We start from the raw sequence: 15,627 nt of genomic DNA, 5'->3' as shown, positions 1-15,627 counted from the left end.
TCAGGCAACCCGCTTCACGGGAACGTTCGTGACCTCGGCCCACTCCCCATTCGCCTTCCTGTACCTGTAGGAGGCGCTGCCGCTCTTCCAGGCCGTGTCGAGGATCATGAAAAGGAGGACGGCCGGGCAGACCCCAGAGGCCGGGGGATGGAACTGCCCGTTCAGCGGCGCACAGAGGGCCGAGCCTGCCCGGCCCCTACCCGGGTGCTGGGCGACGGGGGGGCGCCGCGTTCCCACCTTGTCGCGGCATGAGGATTCTCGCACGCTCACTCGGACTGCTGCTCCTGCTGTTGTCACTTCCCGCCGTGGCGCACGAGGGCCGTCCCCAGGTCTGGGGCGAGAGCGCCATGGTGAAGGTACGGCCCGGGACACCCCCGCGCGTCCAGCCCTCGCTGAGCCTGGTGGCCGCGCGCAACGAGTCCGTCTCCTTCCAGGTGGCCATCCACGGAGGAGAGACGGGGTTGCGCAACGTGAGCGCCTGCCTGCCGGGTCTCAAGGGCACCCCGGAGCGCATCGAGGAATCGGACGTCACCCTCTACCGCGAGGAGTTCCTGGACATCACCCGGCCCTCCACGCAGGACTCGGAGCCGGGGCGCTGGCCGGACGGGCTGGTGCCGGACGTGGACGAGAGCGTCGGGGAGAAGCGCGCGGCCTTCCCCTTCGAGGTGCCCGCGGGCGAGACGCGCGCCATCTGGGTGGACATCCGCGTGCCCCCGGACATGGCTCCGGGCAACTACCACGGCGTCTTCCAGGTGAAGGGCACCGGCTTCCGCGCCAAGGTGAAGGTGAAGCTCACCGTGGTGGACGCGGTGCTGCCGTCCACTCCATCGCTGCGCACCGCCTTCCTCGTCTGGGCTCCGCACGTGTGCCGGGCCTTCACCGGGGACCCCCTCTGCCCGGTGGACACCCAGGTGCCGCTGCTCCAGCGCTTCCACCGGCTGGCGCTCGACCACCGCATCACCCTGGCCACCGGCTTCCCGCGCGCGCCGGGACAGGCCACGTGGGACCTGCCGGACTACGACACCTTCGACTCCCGCTGGGGACCGTTCCTCGAGGGCACAGCGGACACGCGCCTGCCGGGAGCGCGGATGACGAGCCTGCAATACCTCGGGCCGGGCACCGCCGAGGGCCTCGCGGAGTTCGAGGCCGAGGCCCGGGCGCGCGACTGGCTGTCCCGCTCCTTCGACTACGTGGGGGACGAGCCGCCCTATGGCACCACCTGGGAGGCGGTACGGGCGCGTGCCAGCCTCACGCGCGAGGCGGCACCGGACCTGCGCACGCTGCTCACCACCAACATCACCGAGCTGGAGCGGCATGAGTTGCTGGAGCTCATCGACATCCTCGTGGTGCTGGTGAACCACATCGACGGCACCGAGCCGCCGTACGTGGGAGATCAACGTCCCAAGTACGACGACTTCCTCGCCCTGCCCGGCCGCGAGCTGTGGCTGTACCAGAGCTGTGCGAGCCACGGCTGCAGCACCGACGAGCCGCCGCCCCCGGAGAACCAGCCGGGCCAGGGCTGGCCCTCGTACATGGTGGACCGGCCGGCCACCAAGGCGCGAGGCATGCAGTGGTTGGACTTCCTCGAGGGCGCCCGCGGCGAGCTGTACTACCAGACGGTGGGGCTGCTCTACACGGCGTGGACGACCCAGTTCCGCTTCAACGGCAATGGGGACGGGACGCTCTTCTACCCGGGGCTGCCGTCCATCATCGGGGGGAGCACCCCGGTGCTGCTGCCCTCCATCCGCATCAAGCTCATCCGCCTGGGAGTGCAGGACTACGAGTGGTTGAAGCTGGTGAGCGACGCGGGGGACCCGGAGTTCGCGCGCCAGGTGGCCCGGGAGCTCATCCCCGCGGCCTGGAAGGTGCCGGATGATGGCGAGGCCTTCGAGCGGGCCCGCCTGCGCCTCATCCGCCGCTACCTGGAGCTGCGTTAGCGCTCCAGGGCGCGGCGGAAATCGAAGCCGCCGCCACTCGCCGGTGCCGGACAGCGCCTTCGTGCCAGCGCGGTCACGGGGGGCCGGGCGTGTACAGCTCCGCCGACTCCATCTCCTCCTCCGTGTTGGCGGGTGTCCCCGCGACGAGCACCCTGCCGTCACGCAGCCGCGTCGCGGTGTGTCCAGCGCGAGGAATGGCCATCGGGTTGGTCACGCTCCAGGTGCCCGACGCCGGGTCGTACAGCTCCGCCGTCGTTCCCCCCGCGACGAGCACCCTGCCGTCGAGCAGCAGCGTCGCCGGGCCACTGAGGGGTTCGAGCGGGGCGCCGGTCGCGCTCCAGGTGCCCGAGGCGGGGTCGTACACCTGTGCCGTCGTTCCCCCCGCGACGAGCACCCTGCCGTCGAGCAGCAGCGTCGCCGGGCCACTGAGGGGTTCGAGCGGGGCGCCAGTAGGGCTCCAGGTGCCCGAGGCCGGGTCGTACAGCTCCGCCGTCGTTCCTCCCGCGACGAGCACCTTGCCGTTGAGAAGCAGCGTCGCCGTGTGCCCCTCGCGAGGTTCGACCATGGAGCCGGTAGGGCGCCAGGTGCCCGAGGCCGGGTCGTACAGCTCCGCCGTCGCGAGGGTGCCCTCGAGGTTGAGTCCCCCCGCGACGAGCACCTTGCCGTTGGGCAGCAACGTCGCCGTGTGCCCCTCGCGAGGGTCGCGCATGGGGCCGGTGCGGCGCCAGGTGCCCGAGACCGGGTCGTACAACTCCGCCGTCGCAAGCACGAGGGCAAAACCCTCTCCCCCCACGACGAGCACCTTGCCATCGGGCAGCAGCACCGCCCTGGCGCTGTGGCGGGCCTCGACCATGGAGCCGGTGGAGCGCCAGGTGTCCGAGCGCGGGTCGTACACCTCGGCCGACGAGAGGAAGAAGCTGCGTTTCTGGGCATGTCCCCCCGCGACGAGCACCTTGCCATCGGGCAGCAGCGCCGCGATGTGGCCCGCGCGAGGCCCACCGCCCATGGGGCCCGTGAAGCGCCACTGCCCCGACCAGTCCCTCCCGAGGAGCCGGCCCACCAGCCGGAACGAGTGCACGTCCGGATCCTCGATGAACCGCACGTGCGCGAGCAGGGAGTGGCCCTCGCCATCCGCGGCGATCGCCGGAGGCGTGGTGAAGTCATTGAAGAGCTCCGTCAGCAGCGGCACCCCGCCCGGATCCAGCACCGTGCCGTCCGTCGCCACCCGGGCGCCTCGGATGCTCAGGGGGTTGAGGGGGCTCGCCGGGGACCGCGTGTCCATCCAGACCACCTGGTGCTGGACGCCGTCGAATGTCGCGTCCGGCAAGCCCACGAAGCCCCCCTCCGGGGGCACCTCGACGATGGTGAAGCCCGGCGTGCCCACGATGGCGCCCTCGGGCGTCACCCGGGTGCCGATGATCTCCGTCCCGAACCTCGTCCAGACGGCGAGCGCCGTGGTGCCATCGAAGGAGAGCGCTGGCGAGGCCTCGAAGAAGGGGGTGGGCGGCGAGAGCGCGAGGCCCGCCGGATCCATCACCGTGCCGTCGTAGGCCACCCGCGTGCCCTCGATGCGGCCGCCGCCGCTCCACGCCACGAGGAAGCGATCGCCCATGTGGACCACGTCGGGCTCCAGCCCGAAACGGTCGGGAGGCGCGAGGCGGATGCCGGCCGGATCCAACACCCGGCCATTGCCGCCCACCCTCGCGCCGAAGGGGGTGAAGCGCAGATTGTCCAGCTCGCCGTCGCGCGTGTCCTCCCAGGCCACGAAGAAGCGCCCGTCACCACCGGCGACCGAGGGCGAGAGCTGGCGGACTCGCGCGGTGGAGATGGGGATGCCGCGGCGGTCGAGCAGCCGGCCGGAGGCGCTCACCCGGGCGCCCCGGATGTCCTCGCCCCCGGGGTGGGGCTCCTGCCAGACGACCAGGAACTCGTGACCATCGAAGGCCACGGCGGGGCTCGTCGAGCCCGGGGCACCCGGCAGCTCGATGCCCCGGCGATCCAACACCCGGCCATCGGGACGGATGCGAGCGGCCACCAGCGTCGGGCCCTCGACGTCCCGGAACTCCTGCCACACCACCAGGAAGCTGTCCTCTCCCCAGGCCACCGCGGGGAAGCGCTGCGCCGGGGCCGCCTTGGACAGCTCCAGCGCGGGCGAGTCCAGCGCGCCCTCGCCGCGCGTCAGCCGCGTGCCCAGCACGAACCGGCTCCGGGCAAAGCCAGACGCATCATCCGCCGGCGAGGGGGACTGATAGGCCACGAAGCACTGCGCGCTCCCGCAGGCGAGGTTCGCGTTCTCCTCGCGCGCGAAGTCCTCGGCCGACACCGGGAAGCCGGCGCGGTTGATCACCGTCCCGTCCGCCGTCACGCGCGTGCCTCGGATGCGGCTGCGCCCGCTGCTCCCCTCATGCGTCCAGAGGACGAAGGCCCTGCCACTCACGCTCGCCACGCGCGCCTCGTGCTGCCGCCCCGTCGCCGTGGAGAGCGCGAGGCCATCCCGATCGAGCACCTCCGCGTCCCGCACCCGGGTTCCGAAGATGTCGCTCTCTCCGCGGCGCGTGTCCTCCCAGACCACCCACATCCGGTCGCCCATCCGCCCGACGGAGGGCTCGCGCTGCTCTCCGCTCGCGGAGGAGATCACGAAGCCCGGGCTGTCGAGCACGGTGCCCTCCGGCGTCACGCGCGCGCCCAGGACGTCGCTGGAGCCTTCACGCTCCTCGGGCCACACCACCAGGAAGTGACGGCCGCTCCAGGCCACTCTCGGCTGACCGAGCTGCCCCGCGGCCACACCGAAGCTTTCGAACGCCAGGGAACCCGGCCCATCCGTCACCAGGAGGGCGTCGACGGAGCTCTCCTCGTCACCGCCGATGTCCAGCACGGTGACGAGGCACCGCCCGGCTCCGTCGCAGGCGATGGAGGGCTCGCCGCCCGAGTCGATCTGGCGGAGGAAGACGGCCTCGGGGTCCACCCGGGTGCCATCGCGCCGGAGCCGGATGGCGAAGACCTCGACATCATCCAGCCACACGACGAGGAAATGCGTCCCGGTGAAGGCCACGGACACGGGGCCACCCGGCCCGAAGCCCCGCGCGCTCGGATTGAGGACGAGGCCGGTGGGCTCGAGCACCTTGCCCGCCGTGTTCACGCGCGTGCCGAAGATGCCGCCCGAGCGCTCGTCCCTCCAGACGGCGAGGTACAGGTCCGCTCCGTCGGACGCCACCGAGGCCGAGCCCTGCGCCCACGGCTGGAGCTGGAGCCCGGTCCTGCCCAGGTCCAGCTCATCCCCGGAGGCCACCTGGGACGGCTCGCTCGAGAGCGCGGTGGACCCTGCCTCCGCATCATCCTCCACCGCGCGGGCAAGCTCCTGGGGCGGGGGCTCGCCACAGGCGAGCACGAGCACCAGTCCCACCAGCCCCAGACCGCTCAGCTTCCAGCCGCGCCGCTGTCCCCACCTGGTCCGCATCGCTGCCCTCCCTTTCGAGACGCCGGGCAAGCTCGGCGGGGCGGGTGGAAGCGGCAACGTCCGGCGGGGCAGGTTGGGAGATTTCGGAAATCGGCTTCAGGGCCGCGGCTCAGGAGGGGCGCTGCGCCTGAAGCCCTCGCGCCACCACGACGGGCCGCACCAGCTCCACCATGGCGGTGTTGAACTTGTCCGGCTCATCGGCGAACGGCTCGTGTCCGGACTGCTCGAACCAGACGAGCCGCTTGGACGGTGCGATCAGCGCGTCGAAGTAGGCCACGCTGCCCTCCGGGGGGACCCAGTGATCGCGGCGGCCGAGGAAGAAGAACACGGGCACCTGCAACGCGGGGACGAGCGTCAGGAGATTCAGCTTCGACACTTCGGCCCACATCACGTCGAGAGAGGAGCGGAACCCCCGCATGATGTTGCGCAGATCGAAGATCGACGACTCCGGCCGGCTGAGGAAGATGCGTGCCGTGTCCCAGAGGCGCCTGGGACCGAGCTGCCCCTCGAGGCGCATCAGCCACGTGCGCTGCGTCCACAACTTCTCAGCGGAGTGCGGCGGCGGGCCGATGGCGCGGAGCGCCTTGAGTGCCCTGCGATTGCCGGCACGTTCCGCTTCGGCGACGGCGAAGGCATACGAGGCCGCCTCGCCCGCCGCCCAGTCCCCCACCTGTCCACTCCCGACGTACGCGGCGACCTTTTGTGGGAAGCGCGCGGCGTAGAGCACGCCGAGCACGGAGCCCCAGGAGTGCCCGTAGAGCGTCACCCGGTCCTTTCCGAGGCGTTTGCACACCATCTCCACCAGCTCGTCGAGATCCGCGATGAACCGTTCGACGGTCATGGACGATGTCGGGCTCCTCGGGTCGTACGACTTCCCGCTGCCGCGCTGGTCCCAGTAGACGACGGTGAAGCGCTTCTCGAGCGGCGCATTGAAGTGCCGGAACAGCCGCGTCTCGGTGAGCCCCGGACCTCCATACAGGAGGATCAAGGGCGGATTGGCCAGGCTCTCTCCGCGGATCATCACCCACTGCTCGACCCCGCCGAGGCGTGGAGAGCTCACTTCGGCGATGCTGTCCGGAACGAGCGTGCCCTCGGGCCCACGAAACGGCAGCGTCTTTCCCAGATGTCTCATACGGTCGCTCCCCCCGCGAGCGCCGAACTCCAGCTCGCGGCGCGCGCGCATGGCCGCTGGTACATGACCCGCGGCCGCCACACTGGATGCATAAGGCTCCCGGGGAGCGACGGCTCGGGGACCGGCATCCAGGCGCACGCGCGCCTGGCGAACGACCCGCCACACAGGAGTGGCCATGGGGAAGCGGCGGGAATCGAATCCGCCGCCTCTCACGCGCGGCCCCGCGGCTTCAGGCGAGGACCTGTCCGCCGGTGACGCCGAGGATTTCGCCGTTCACGTAGCGCGACTCGTCCGAGGCCAGGAACACGTACGAAGGCGCGAGCTCCACCGGCTGCGCGGCCCGGCCCATGGGCGACTGCTGGCCGAACTTCTTCACCTTCTCGGCATCGAAGGACTGGGGAATGAGCGGCGTCCACACCGGGCCCGGGGCCACGCAGTTGACGCGGATGCCGCGCTCGATGAGTTCCTGCGCCAGGCCCTTCGTGAACGTAACGATGGCGCCCTTGGTGCACGCGTAGTCGAGGATGCCCGGCGATGGCTGGTAGGCCTGGATGGAGGCCGTGTTGATGATGGAGGCCCCCGCCTTCATGTGCGGCAGCGCGTACCGCACCAGGTGGAACATCGCCATGATGTTGGTGCGGAAGGTGCGCTCGATGCGCTCGGCCGTGAGCTCCTCGAACTTCTCCACCTTCTTGCCCTGGTAGGCCGCGTTGTTGACGAGCACGTCGATGCGGCCGAAGCGCTTCACCGTGTCCTCGATGATGCGGCGGCAAACGCTCTCGTCGGTGAGGTCGCCCTTGAGCGCGAGCACCTGGTGGCCCGAGTCCTCGACCACCTTGCGGGTCACCTCGGCGTCCGGGTCCTCGTTGAGGTAGGCGAAGGCCACGTCGGCGCCTTCACGCGCGAAGGCCAGGCACACCGCGCGGCCAATGCCGCTGTCCCCACCGGTGACGAGCACCACCCTGTCCTTCAAGCGGCCGAGCCCCTTGTAGCTCGTGAGGCCGTAGTCCGGCTCGGGGGTCATCTGCCCCTCGAGTCCAGGATGCGCCTGCTCCTGGCCGGGCATGGGGGGCTTGGGGCCTGCTACGCGCGGATTCTTCTGAGCCATGGAGGGGTCCTCTCGGGTTGCCTACCCTCCCCACGGTGGGGAGGGGGCTGGACCCCGGCAACCGCCGGAGGAGGAACCCCTGCCAGGAAGGCGGGCGGGCTCAGGGGCTGACGGTGACGTCCACGTCGCCCGAGTGGAAGAGGCCGCCTTCGCAGCCGGCCACGCCCTCGCAGGAGAGCACCTGCGCGACGGCGGTGCCGCTCATCCGCAGGAGGTACTGGCCCTCCACGGTCTCGGCGGGCACGGTGAAGCGGGCCGTGTTGCCCTCCTGCTGCACGTCGAGGATGCCGAGGGCCCCGCTGTTCTTGTGGATGAGGCTGGCCTGCGCGGGAGCCTGGAGGACATCGGTCTCGGGCAACCAGACATAGCCATAGGTCTGCCCGCGCCGCAGGGTGCCCGGGGAGCCGCTCTCGCGCAGGAAACGCCGCTTGGCCTTGGCATCGCGCAGGACGAGCACCACCGAATGGGTGTCGTCCTGGAGGATGACGCGGAGGTCCTCGGTGGGCTCGCTGTCCCAGCGCTCGGGGTCGAAGTCGAAGGTGGCGCGCGGCGGCTCGCACACCTCGCGCCCGCCGACGCCGGTGTCAGGCACGCCCCCGGGCTCGAGCTTCATGGGCTGGCCATTGAGGGTGGCGGTGACGCCGTCGGCGAGCCGGGCACAGGAGAGGCCCTCGGAGAAGACGAGGGTGAAGCGGTGCGCGCCGACGGACGAGTCGCGCTCCAGCGAGTCCACGTCGGTGAGGGTGAACTTGAGGGTGCGGTCCTTCAGGTCCACGAGGGTGGCGGGCTGGGCCACGGTGCGGCCACAACCCACGAGGAGCCCCCACGCGGCGAGCGCGCCCAGGGCGAGACGAAGAGACGAAGCGGAAGCCATCGCGCGCACCCTACCACCACCCTTCGGAATGGCCCGGTCCGCGGCGTCTCCTCCCGCTCCAACCGGGCGGCCGGGCGCGTCCCGCCCCCGGTGGCCCATCACACGCCGCCCCCCTGCCCCTCCCTCTCGGGAACCGCCAAGGAGACGCACGACATGCCCGACATCAACCGCCAGTTCCTCCTGGCACGCAGGCCCGAGGGCCGGCTGCGGGAGTCCGACTTCGGCTACCGGGAGACCCCGGTGCCCGGACCCGGCCCCGGAGAGGTGCTGACGCGCACCGTCTATCTCTCCCTGGATCCCGCCAACCGGGCGTGGATGTTCCCCGACCCCACCTACCGTCCGCCCATCAGGCTCGGCGAGGTGATGGCCGGGTTCACGCTCAACGAGGTGGTGGACTCGAGGGACCCGCGCTTCCGCCCCGGAGACCTCGTCGAGTGTGAGGGGGGCTGGCAGGACTACGCCGTGCTCCCGGGGGACGCGCTCTACAAGCTGGAGCCGCGCGAGCCACTGTCCCACTGGATGAGCGTGCTCGGGGTGACGGGCAAGACGGCGTACTTCGGCCTGCTGGAGGTGGGACGGGTGCGCGCCGGGGAGACGGTGCTCGTGTCGGCGGCGGCGGGGGCGGTGGGCTCGTTCGCCGGGCAGCTCGCGAAGCTGCACGGGTGCCGCGTCATCGGCATCGCCGGAGGCCCGGAGAAGTGCCGCTGGCTCACTGGCGAGCTCGGCTTCGACGCGGCCATCGACTACCAGTCCGGAGACCTCTCCGAGCGGCTGGCGGACTGCTGCCCCGAGGGCGTGGACGTCTACTTCGACAACGTGGGGGGCGCGGTGTTCCAGGCGGCGCTGTTGCGGATGAAGCAGCACGGGCGCATCGTGTGCTGCGGCGTCGTGTCCATCCTCGACACCGACACGCCGCCCCCGAGGCTGATCGGCGTTCCGGGCCTGCTGGCCATCCGCCGCCTGCGCCTGGAGGGCTTCATCGTCATGGACTTCTACGATCGGCGGAAGCAGGCCGAGCGGGCGCTGGCGGGCTGGGTGGCCGAGGGGCGGCTGAAGGTGCGCGAGGACATCATCGACGGGCTGGAGAACGCGCCACGGGCCTTGATGGGGCTGCTGCACGGGGCGAACATCGGCAAGCGGATGATTCGCGTCGCGCCGGAGCCCTCGCGGAGGGGGTAGGCCGCGGCGGCGGGGAGGCAACGTGGCCGGCCGAGTGCTCCATCTGGCGGCGGGAAACCTGTACGGGGGTGTGGAGACCTTCCTCGTGACGCTGGCGAAGTCGCCGCGGCGGCTGGAGCACCGCTTCGCGCTGTTCTTCGAGGGCCGGCTGGCCACGGAGCTGAGGGAGGCGGGAGCCTCGGTGGAGGTGCTCGGCCCGGCGAGGCTGGGGCGGCCGTGGACGCTCGTGGGGCCCCAGCTGCGGCTGCGCCGGCTGCTGCGCGCGTGGAGCCCGGAGCTGGTGGTGTACCACTCCACGTGGCTGAAGCTCGTCGCGGCCCCGGCGCTGCTCGGCTACCGGCAGGCGCTCTTCGTGCACAACCAGGTGGACCCCCACCACCGGCTGGACCGGCTGATGGCCCGGTTCCCTCCGGATGCGCTGCTCACCAACTCGGAGTTCACGGCCGGGTCCGTCTCCGCGCTGGTGCCCCGGCCCGCGCCGCTCGTCGCCGGCTGCCCCGTCGAGGACCGCATCCCGAAGGAGCCCGAGATGCGCCAGGCCGTGCGCCAGGAACTGGGCGTGGCCGAGGGGACGACGCTCATCCTCCAGTTGAGCCGGATGGAGCCGGGCAAGGGGCACGCGTTGCTGCTGGAGGCCCTGGCGCGGCTGGGGCGGGACGCGGCGTGGGAGTGCCTGGTGGTGGGAGGCGCGCAACGTCCGGAGGAGCGGGCCTACGAGGAGCGCCTGCGCGCCCAGGCGGCGCAGTGGGGGCTGACGGACCGGGTGCGCTTCCTCGGCCAGCGCGCGGACGTCCCGAGGCTGTTCACCGCAGCGGACGTGTTCTGCCACCCCAACGTGGTGCCCGAGGGCTTCGGCATCGTCTTCGTCGAGGCGATGTACGCGGGCCTGCCGGTGCTGACGACGGACATGGGCGGGGCGAGGGAGATCATCGACGAGACGTGTGGAGCCCGGGTGGCACCGCGGGCGGAGGCCCTCGCCGAGGTGCTCGCGCGCTGGGTGGCGGACCCCGGAGCGAGGCGGGCCCTGGGACACGCGGGCCGCGAGCGGGCGGAGCGCCTCTACCTGCCCTCGGTGCGGGTGCGCCTGTTGGAGGACGCGCTCGAGCTCAGTGCCCGGCCAGCATCGACTCCAGGCGCTTCTTCGCCTCGGGCCACTCGGTATCGATGAAGCCGTAGAAGGCGGTGTCGCGGACCACGCCGCCGCGCACCAGCATGTGGTGGCGGAGGATGCCCTCGAAGCGGCCGCCGATGCGCTCGATGGCGGCGCGCGAGCGCGCGTTGCGCCGGTCCGTCTTGAGCTGCACCCGCATGACCTTCAGGTCCTCGAAGGCATGGCGCAGCAGCAGGTACTTGCACTCGGTATTCACCCGCGAGCGCCACACGCGCCTGGCCAACCACGTGCTGCCGATCTCCAGGGTGCGGTGCTTGCTCTGGATGTCCAGGTAGCGCGTGCTGCCCACGGGCGAGCCCGTCTCCTTCTCGAGGATGACGAAGGGGCGCTCCACCCCGCGCTCCGCGGCCGCCAGGGTGTCGGCGATGTACGCCTCCACGTCCCCGAGCGTGCTCAGCACCACGTTGAAGTGCTCGAAGATGCCGGGCTCGAGCACCGCGGCCAGCGCGGGCGCATGGCTCATGGCCAGCGGCTCCAGACGGACGGACTGGCCCTCCAGCGTCACCGGAGGGACGACGAGGGGCGTGGGCTCTCGGTAGAGGATGGGATCGTTCGAGGACATGTCGGTGGGCGACACGTACAACACGGGGGGACTTCACGCCACCGCCCTTGTCGGAGAAGCCGAGGCACCTTCCGGCGGCGCGGCGGGCCAACTGGTCCGACAGTCGGACCAGTTGCTCCCGAACGCGCCCGGAACCTCTCCCCTGACAGGACTCGGCCCATCTGGCTTAGGCTCGAGACCAGCCACTCCCTTCCGGACCGGGTGCACCATGACCGCTGATTCCACTGGCTCCTCGACTCCCTCCGCCGCGCCCGCAGCCGGTGCGGGCGGCCAGGCCCCGCTGCGCAACGAGCGCTTCGTCAACCAGCCGGAACTGGCGGGGGTGCTCACCGGCCAGACTTCGCTCGCGGCGGGCTCGAAGGGGCCGGGCGTGCGCGCCGTGCAGCAGGCCCTCGCGGACATGGGCTTCAGCGTGCCCGGGGGCGTGGATGGCTCCTTTGGCGCGCAGTCGGCCAAGGCGGTGCGCAACTTCCAGGTGCATGCCCGCTCGGCTTTTCCCGCCGTACAGCCCACCGGCAAGGTGGACGCCGCCACCCTGCGTGCCCTGGATGCGCTCGCCCCGGCTCCGGGACAGCGGGGCCAGACGCAGCACCTGCCGGCGCCCCGCTACAAGGGCACGCCCGTGCGCGTGGTGGTGGTGAAGAACGAGCACCGCACCTTCCTCTTCGACGCCCAGGGCAAGCTCCAGTCCATCTTCGGCAATGCCGTGGGCACTCGCGCCACCCAGACGGACTCCGGCCTGAAGAAGGTGACGGGCAAGCTCAACGAGGCCCAGTCCCACGCCCTCGGCAAGAAGCTGTGGGGTGGCCACGTCTTCGGGCCTCGCATCATCGACCTCTCCTGGGCCAATGGCTCCCGCTCGGGCGAGGAGCTCCACGGCACCAGCGCTCCCGCCCAGCAAGGCGAGGACGTGTCGCACGGGTGCGTCCGCCACGACAACGCCGACATCATCGCCCTCTACGACGCGCTGAAGGTGGGAGACATGGTGGCCATCGTCGACAGCATCAACGACCCGAACCTGAGCGCCCCGCCCGCGACTCCGACGGGCATGCCCGACCTCTCGGACGCCGTGGCCTCGCGCAAGTAGCCGGGACAGGGACGTGACTCCACCGGCGTCCCCCCTGCTCTACTTCACGAGAATCTCGTCCATCTTGCGCATGAACTTCGCCTCCAGGCAGGAGGCGGACACGCCAAGGTCACACGCGCGCGTGTAGAGCATCAGCGCCTTCTCCCTGTCTCCGCGGAGGTTGTAGGCCCTGGCGGCGCCGGCACAGGCATGCGGGAGCTGCTTGTCACACGCCGTGTTCAGCGTCTCCAGCGCCCGGGCCGCGTCCTCTCCCGTGAGTGCCTTCTCCTCGAGGAACCCCCCCAGCCTGATGCAGGAAGGGGCGCGCAGTTCCAGGCACTCGCGGGTGACGGCCGGGAGCGCCTTCCTGGCCTCCTCCGCCTGCCGCTGCGCCTGAACGCTCTTGCTCGGGTCCCGGGCGAGGAGCTTCGCGGATGCGCACGACGCCGAGTCGCTCAGGGCGCACGCCTTCTTGAAGAACGACAGCGCCTTCTCCGCATCGCGGCCCTCGACACTGTCGCCCTGGTCGTACGCCACGGCGGCGACGGCACAGGCCTCGGCGATCTTCTGGCCGCAGGCGGCCGTCAGCGTCTCCAGGGCGTGCTCCAATTCCTCGAGGGTGATGTCTCCCTTCTCGATGATCTTGCCCAGCCTGGCGCAAGAGGTGCGCTTCTTCCCGGCACACCCCTTGTCCGCCGCCGCGAAATCCTCTTCTGACTGAACCTGCCCGACCGTCAGGGTCACCACGAACAGCGCGAGATGGAGAGACATGTCTCGAGTTCCTTTACGGGCCGGCTCGCCGGCGCATGGCTGGCGGTATGCTGGCCTGATGGAGACGCGGAATCATCCCACCCTCTCTGTCCGCGTGGAGGGCGACAAGGCCGTCGTCGAGCTCGGAGACTACCGGCGCGAGCTCCCCAACCTCATCGTGCTCAGCACGGATCCGAAGGGATTCAGGAAGGTCATCGCGGTGGGCGAGCCGCTGGATGGCCTGCGGCGCTCCAGCCAGGCGGGAAGCGCGGATGCAGCTGCCCTGCTGGCAAGAGCGGAGGAGAGGCTCGCGCTCGACCTCCAGGATTTCCGGCCCGGGCTCGCGGGGCCCTTCATCAACTATCTGGTGATGCCGCTCGCGATGGGCATGTCGTGGTGGACGCGCAGGAAGCTGCGTATCCGCATCGACATTGCCGGCTACGACGCCGTCACGGATGACCGCCGCCGCGAATTCGAAGGAGCCGTTCGGAGACTCTGGCGTCAGGTCCTGGTGAACGGAGTGCCTGCTCGCCGCTCCACACTCCCGTGGTGGCACGTGCTCGCGGCCGCCGTCTTACGCCGCCGGAAAAGCGGGAGTCCGCGGTTGCGGCAGTGAGCAGGCCCGGGACTCAACCCGGGGCCTCCCACACCCTCACCCCGTCCCTCTCCCGGAGGGAGAGGGGATATTGGGGGATATTGGGGGAAATGGGGCGCTCGGACAGCCGGGCTCAGAAGTAGCGCTTGCGCTTGCTGCTCGGGAGGATGCCCAGCACCTCGCGGTACTTGGCCACCGTGCGCCGGGCAATCTCCGTCCCCTGCGCCTTGAGCAGCTCGACGATCTTCTGGTCCGAGTACGGATTGCGCGGATCTTCCTGCGACACCAGTTGCTTGATGTGGTGCTTCACCGCCTCGCTCGCCGTGTCCTCGCCGGACACGCGGGCAATGGACGAGTTGAAGAAGTACTTCAGCTCGAAGATGCCCTGCGGGGTGTGCACGTACTTGTTCGTCGTCACGCGCGACACCGTCGACTCGTGCATCCCGATGTCCTCGGCCACGTCCCGGAGGATCAGCGGCTTGAGGTGCGCGATGCCCTGGTCCAGGAAGTCCTTCTGGAACTTCACGATGCTCTCGGTGACCTTGTAGATGGTGCGCTGGCGCTGGTGGATGGAGCGGATGAGCCACTGCGCGCTGCGCAGCTTCTCCTGGATGAACTCCTTCGTCTGCCCAGGCCCCACCCCGCCGCTCTTCAGCGCGCTGCGGTACATGCCGGAGATCCGCAGCTTCGACAGGCCGTCGTCGTTGAGCACCACCGTGTACTCGTCCTCGCCCATCTTGTAGACGAACACGTCGGGGGTGATGTACTGCGCGTCGTCCCCGCTGAAGTTGCGGCCCGGCTTCGGGTCCAGCTTCGGCAGCAGCTTGGACGCCTCCACCACGTCCTCGAGCGGCACCTTCAAGTCCTTCGCGATGGCCGGAAGGTTCTTGCTCTCGAGGTACTTCATGTGCCGCTTGATGATGAGGCCCAGCAGCGCCGCGGACTTGTCCTTGAGCGCCGACACCTGGATGAGCAGGCACTCCTGCAAGTCCCGGGCGGCGCAGCCCTTGGGGTCCAGGTTCTGGATGCGCCGCAGCGTGCGCTCGGCCACCGACATGGGCACGTCCGCCTCGTTGGCCAGGCGGATGAGGGGATCTCCCTCCACATCCTCCAGCTTCAGGTACCCGTCGTGGTCCAGGTTGCCGAGGATCAGCATCCCAACGCGCCGCTCGGCCTCGTTGAGCCGCAGCGTCCCGAGCTGCTCCTGGAGGTGGTCCGCCAGGTCCTCCTTCTCCACCAGGTTGGCTTCGAAGGACGGCATGTCCTCGGTCGCCACGTTGCCCTTGTTGGAGGCGGTCGTCGGCTCGTTGAACTGGTAGCTGTTGAGGTAGGCCTCCCAGTCGATCTCCGGCGGGCCATCCCCATCCGCCTTGAACTCGGGCGCCGCGTCCGGTGTCCGGGCCTCCACGCCCGCCGGCATCTCCGTGTTGGCGGCCTCCATCGAGGCCTCCCCCGGCTCCTTGTCAGCCGTGTCGCCAAAGGGCGCCTCCTCGGGCTGCTCCAGGAGGGGGTTCTGGTCCATCTCCTCGCGGACCTGCTCCAGCAGCTCCATCCGCGAGAGTTGCAGCAGCTTGATGGCCTGCTGCAGCTGGGGCGTCATCACCAGCTGCTGCGACAGCTTCAGGCTCTGCTTGAGTTCCATCGCCATTCTCTATCTCCCGCCCGTTTCAACAATCGACTCGACGGCGGCCCGCCATCAAGGACCGTGCCAAAGTAGCAAGGCCCCCTGACTTCGTCCAGTGTCCGAGAGTCCGGCCCGCACTTTGCATTTTGTGAAATTCTTCTTTTATTCCGCC

General features: G+C 70.3%; 12 protein-coding genes. 5 read left to right on the top strand and 7 right to left on the bottom strand.

The features are described 5' to 3' along the window. The first annotated feature begins 248 nt into the window (after positions 1–248). Positions 249–1,937, top strand: a complete 1,689-nt coding sequence (locus NR798_RS07675; RefSeq protein ID WP_375770776.1) for a hypothetical protein — start codon at positions 249–251, stop codon at positions 1,935–1,937. Between the two features lie 73 nt (positions 1,938–2,010). Here the strand turns inward: NR798_RS07675 and NR798_RS07670 are convergent, their stop codons facing one another. The 4 genes from NR798_RS07670 to NR798_RS07655 form a co-directional block, all read right to left on the bottom strand. Beyond that, on the bottom strand, positions 2,011–5,394 hold the full coding sequence (locus NR798_RS07670; protein ID WP_375770775.1) for a kelch repeat-containing protein: 3,384 nt from the start codon (positions 5,392–5,394) through the stop codon (positions 2,011–2,013). A 109-nt stretch (positions 5,395–5,503) separates the two neighbouring features. Continuing rightward, positions 5,504–6,526 (bottom strand): alpha/beta fold hydrolase, encoded by a 1,023-nt coding sequence (locus NR798_RS07665; RefSeq protein WP_375770774.1) that lies wholly within the window; start codon positions 6,524–6,526, stop codon positions 5,504–5,506. 229 nt (positions 6,527–6,755) lie between these two features. After that, on the bottom strand, positions 6,756–7,634 hold the full coding sequence (locus tag NR798_RS07660; RefSeq protein WP_375770773.1) for an SDR family oxidoreductase: 879 nt from the start codon (positions 7,632–7,634) through the stop codon (positions 6,756–6,758). Between the two features lie 100 nt (positions 7,635–7,734). Further along, positions 7,735–8,508 (bottom strand): hypothetical protein, encoded by a 774-nt coding sequence (locus NR798_RS07655; protein ID WP_375770772.1) that lies wholly within the window; start codon positions 8,506–8,508, stop codon positions 7,735–7,737. Positions 8,509–8,661: 153 nt separating this feature from the next. On the opposite strand from NR798_RS07655, the gene NR798_RS07650 reads away from it, so the two are divergent. Together NR798_RS07650 and NR798_RS07645 are read left to right on the top strand one after the other, a co-directional pair. Continuing rightward, positions 8,662–9,687 (top strand): NADP-dependent oxidoreductase, encoded by a 1,026-nt coding sequence (locus tag NR798_RS07650; RefSeq protein WP_375770771.1) that lies wholly within the window; start codon positions 8,662–8,664, stop codon positions 9,685–9,687. 22 nt (positions 9,688–9,709) lie between these two features. Then, on the top strand, positions 9,710–10,855 hold the full coding sequence (locus NR798_RS07645; RefSeq protein ID WP_375770770.1) for a glycosyltransferase family 4 protein: 1,146 nt from the start codon (positions 9,710–9,712) through the stop codon (positions 10,853–10,855). Here NR798_RS07645 and NR798_RS07640 read toward each other — a convergent pair. Continuing rightward, on the bottom strand, positions 10,794–11,420 hold the full coding sequence (locus NR798_RS07640; RefSeq protein ID WP_375770769.1) for a GNAT family N-acetyltransferase: 627 nt from the start codon (positions 11,418–11,420) through the stop codon (positions 10,794–10,796). The genes NR798_RS07645 and NR798_RS07640 overlap by 62 nt on opposite strands. Positions 11,421–11,628: 208 nt before the next feature. On the opposite strand from NR798_RS07640, the gene NR798_RS07635 reads away from it, so the two are divergent. Beyond that, complete coding sequence (locus NR798_RS07635) at positions 11,629–12,507, top strand: L,D-transpeptidase family protein (RefSeq protein WP_375770768.1); 879 nt, start codon at positions 11,629–11,631, stop codon at positions 12,505–12,507. A 39-nt stretch (positions 12,508–12,546) separates the two neighbouring features. Here NR798_RS07635 and NR798_RS07630 read toward each other — a convergent pair whose 3' ends face one another. Next, a complete protein-coding gene (locus NR798_RS07630; protein ID WP_375770767.1) occupies positions 12,547–13,257 on the bottom strand; it encodes a hypothetical protein in 711 nt (236 codons plus the stop codon). Here NR798_RS07630 and NR798_RS07625 point away from each other — a divergent pair. Further along, positions 13,256–13,852 carry a hypothetical protein gene (locus tag NR798_RS07625; protein ID WP_375770766.1) on the top strand — a complete coding sequence of 199 codons (597 nt, stop codon included), beginning with the start codon at positions 13,256–13,258 and terminating at the stop codon, positions 13,850–13,852. The genes NR798_RS07630 and NR798_RS07625 overlap by 2 nt on opposite strands. Before the next feature lie 112 nt (positions 13,853–13,964). Here NR798_RS07625 and rpoN read toward each other — a convergent pair whose 3' ends face one another. Next, a complete protein-coding gene (rpoN, locus tag NR798_RS07620; protein WP_375770765.1) occupies positions 13,965–15,479 on the bottom strand; it encodes an RNA polymerase factor sigma-54 in 1,515 nt (504 codons plus the stop codon). Positions 15,480–15,627 lie beyond the last annotated feature (148 nt).

The organism is Archangium gephyra (assembly GCF_042230915.1).
GTDB lineage: Bacteria > Myxococcota > Myxococcia > Myxococcales > Myxococcaceae > Archangium > Archangium gephyra_B.
Note: the sequence above shows the minus strand (reverse complement) of the source record. Positions and strands in the feature narration are given on the sequence as shown.